The sequence below is a fragment of the Acinetobacter pragensis genome (assembly GCF_001605895.1).
GTDB classification, from domain to species: domain Bacteria; phylum Pseudomonadota; class Gammaproteobacteria; order Pseudomonadales; family Moraxellaceae; genus Acinetobacter; species Acinetobacter pragensis.
The window spans coordinates 1-2,994 of the sequence record NZ_LUAW01000059.1 but is presented as its reverse complement, the minus strand read 5'-3'; the positions used below and the strand labels follow the sequence as shown (position 1 = coordinate 2,994).

Genomic DNA, 2,994 nt, shown 5'->3' with positions numbered 1-2,994 from the left:
CGGCAGCGCCTTTAGATGACTGCCGSKKCACCGGTGGABGACCGGBAGAGGCGGTTGACTGTAGTGGCCGGCMCCTGATGTGGCAGGCCGGCCAGCAGCGCTGACATGCGCCCGACATTGCGGTTGTCTTCGCCGGCTTGGTTGGCGCAGCCGTAAATCACGTCATCCGCCTGTTGCCAATTCACGGATGGGTTGCGTTCCATCAGCGCTTTAATCGGCAATGCGCCCAGGTCATCAGCGCGAACCGGCGCCAGACCGCCTGCATAGCGTCCGAATGGGGTGCGGATAGCATCGATAATGTATGCGTTTTTCATTTTTAAATCCTTATCTGAAAGCTCCTTCCTTTATAAAGGGGGACTTCCTTTTTATTTAGATTGTCCCATCCGCCAGCTTCGCACCGGTCATCGCCTGCAATTCTTCAAAGCTTAAGCCATCCACCTTTTCGATCACTTTCATGCCTTCCGGGGTGACCTCAATCACGCACAGGTCGGTGTAAATGCGGTCAACGCATTTCAGGCCGGTAGCCGGATAAGCCAGTTCAGCCACAATTTTCGGTTCGCCTTTTTTGGTCACATGGTCTGTGGTGATGAAGACTTTTTTTGCCCCCACGGCCAAGTCCATCGCGCCGCCGACTGCYGGAATGGCGTCCGGCGCACCGGTATGCCAGTTGGCCAAGTCGCCATTTTCAGCCACCTGAAAAGCGCCCAGTACCGCAATATCCAAATGTCCGCCGCGCATCATGGCGAATGAATCCCCATGGTGGAAATAAGCGCCGCCTTCCAGCAGCGTCACAAATTCCTTGCCGGCATTGATCAGTTCAGGATCGCGGTCCTCTTCAGCAGGCGGCGGGCCAAACGCCAGCAGGCCATTCTCTGAATGCAGGAAAACATCTTTATCTGAAGGCAGGTAATTTGAAATTCGGGTCGGCAGGCCAATGCCCAAATTGACATAGGCGCCATCGGGAATATCCTGCGCCACGCGTTCAGCAATTTGATCGCGGGATAGTTTGCTGTAGCTCATTGTTTAATCCTCACGCTTTATGCTGACTGTTCAAGTTGTTTGGCGCCCACAGCCACCACGTGCTGGACAAAAATACCCGGGGTGATGATGTGTTCAGGGTCCAGCGCGCCCAGCTCAACGATTTCTGACACTTGAGCGATGGTGACTTCTGCCGCCATGGCCATGATCGGGCCAAAGTTGCGTGCAGATTTGCGGTAAACCAGATTGCCCCAGCGGTCGCCTTGCTGCGCTTTAATTAAGGCGAAGTCCGCTTTGATGGGATTTTCTAAAACGAAGTCTTTGCCGTCGTAATTCAGGGTGGGCTTGCCTTCCGCTAAAAGCGTACCGAATCCGGTCGGGGTGTAAATAGGGCCCAAGCCCATGCCTGCGGCTTGAATGCGGCAGGCCAGGTTGCCTTGCGGCACCAATTCCAATTCGATTTTGCCGGCGCGGTACAATTCATCAAAAACCCAAGAGTCGGACTGGCGCGGGAATGAGCAGATGATTTTACGGACAGCGCCGGCTTTAAGCAGCTTGGCCAGACCGTAATCGCCATTACCGGCATTGTTGTTAATGATGACCAAGTCTTTGACGCCGAGTTCAATCAGCCCGTCAATCAGTTCAGCGGGCTGGCCTGCAGTTCCGAACCCGCCAATCATGATGGTGGAGCCGTCCTTAATTTGGGATAGGGCCTCTTGCAAAGAGCCTGAACTTTTATCAATCATGCTGTGAACCTTTAATGAGCAATAAGCAAATTTTTATCGTTAAATTAATTGGAAATTTAACGGTAAAAATCTGAAGTGCTGCATAGCATTACTAATGCTATGCAGCGTAGATCAATGCGTTAAGCGCTGACGCGGCGGCGGTCAATTTCTGTTGTTGGCGCTTGTGCAGACTCTTTGACCAATTCAACATTAAAAGTAATGTGTTTGAAGGGTTTGTCTACATTGCGTTTAGCCATGCCTTCTGCATCATTCACATCTGTTGCAGTTGCGACCAGACCTTCGCGAGTTGCGAAAGCAAAGTCATCCCAAAGATACTGATCGCCTTCAATATTAAATTGAGTCGTCAGTTTGCGGTAACCAGGTGCAGAAACAAAATAATGCACATGAGACGGGCGGTTGCCATGACGGCCAAGTTTATTCAATACGGCTTGTGTTGTGCCTTCTGGAGGACAACCATAACCTACAGGCATTGTAGTTTGAGCAACATAATGGCCCGCATTGTCTGCAAGGATAGTGCGGCGCAAATTAAAATCAGACTGAGATTTATCGAAGAATGAGTAATTGCCTAAACTGTTGGCATGCCAAACTTCAACTTTAGCGCCTTCAATTACATTGCCTTCAGTGTCAGTGACCGTACCTTCAATGAATAGCGTATCGACTTTGTCTGATTCTGTTCCATCATCCATTCGCGCAAAACCGATAGATTCTGGCGCGCCTGCAACATAGAGCGGACCTTCAATAGTACGCGGTGTGCCGCCAGTAATGCCTGCTTTGGCATCTGCTTCATCTGCACGGAGGTCTAAATAATGCTCAAGCCCTAGACCCGCTGCTAAAAGGCCTAATTCATTGGCTTGGCCTGCATCGGTAAAATATTCTAAGCCTTTCCAAAGCTCAGTTTGAGAAATATCCAAATCCTCAATGGCTTGAAATAGATCCCCCAATAAACGGACAACAATTTGCTGTACACGTGCATCAACTGGCCCTGTAGCCGTATCGACATTCATTTGTTTTACTAATTGATCAATTTCTTGACGGTTCATACTTTTTCTCCTTGAGTATGCAGTTTTCTTTGTGATTTTAAGGCTTACGTTCAGCTGGCGCTTTAATCACATTCCTTGTTTACGCGCCCAAAAAATGGGCTGTGTGTATGATTGAAAATCAGCTATCGTCTTCACGAATGGAAGAAGGGTGGCGGTTAAGCGCCATTACTTCAATATTCATATAAGGATAAAGCGGAAGGCCTTGCAAAATGTTGTGCAGTTCTTCATTG

The 2,994-nt window shown here is 49.6% G+C and carries 4 protein-coding genes and 1 pseudogene; all 5 read right to left on the bottom strand.

The features are described from left to right. Positions 1-17: 17 nt before the first annotated feature. Positions 18-314, bottom strand: a pseudogene (locus AZH43_RS16830) (thiolase family protein); the annotation flags it as partial. 55 nt (positions 315-369) lie between these two features. Continuing rightward, on the bottom strand, positions 370-1,020 hold the full coding sequence (locus AZH43_RS16825; RefSeq protein ID WP_067672262.1) for a 3-oxoacid CoA-transferase subunit B: 651 nt from the start codon (positions 1,018-1,020) through the stop codon (positions 370-372). 17 nt (positions 1,021-1,037) lie between these two features. Next, a complete protein-coding gene (locus AZH43_RS16820; RefSeq protein ID WP_067672257.1) occupies positions 1,038-1,724 on the bottom strand; it encodes a 3-oxoacid CoA-transferase subunit A in 687 nt (228 codons plus the stop codon). 119 nt (positions 1,725-1,843) lie between these two features. Then, positions 1,844-2,764, bottom strand: a complete 921-nt coding sequence (catA, locus tag AZH43_RS16815) for a catechol 1,2-dioxygenase (protein WP_067672255.1) — start codon at positions 2,762-2,764, stop codon at positions 1,844-1,846. 118 nt (positions 2,765-2,882) lie between these two features. Further along, positions 2,883-2,994, bottom strand: a 112-nt coding sequence (locus tag AZH43_RS16810) for a muconolactone Delta-isomerase family protein (protein ID WP_319822711.1), incomplete at its 5' end; no start/stop codon positions are given.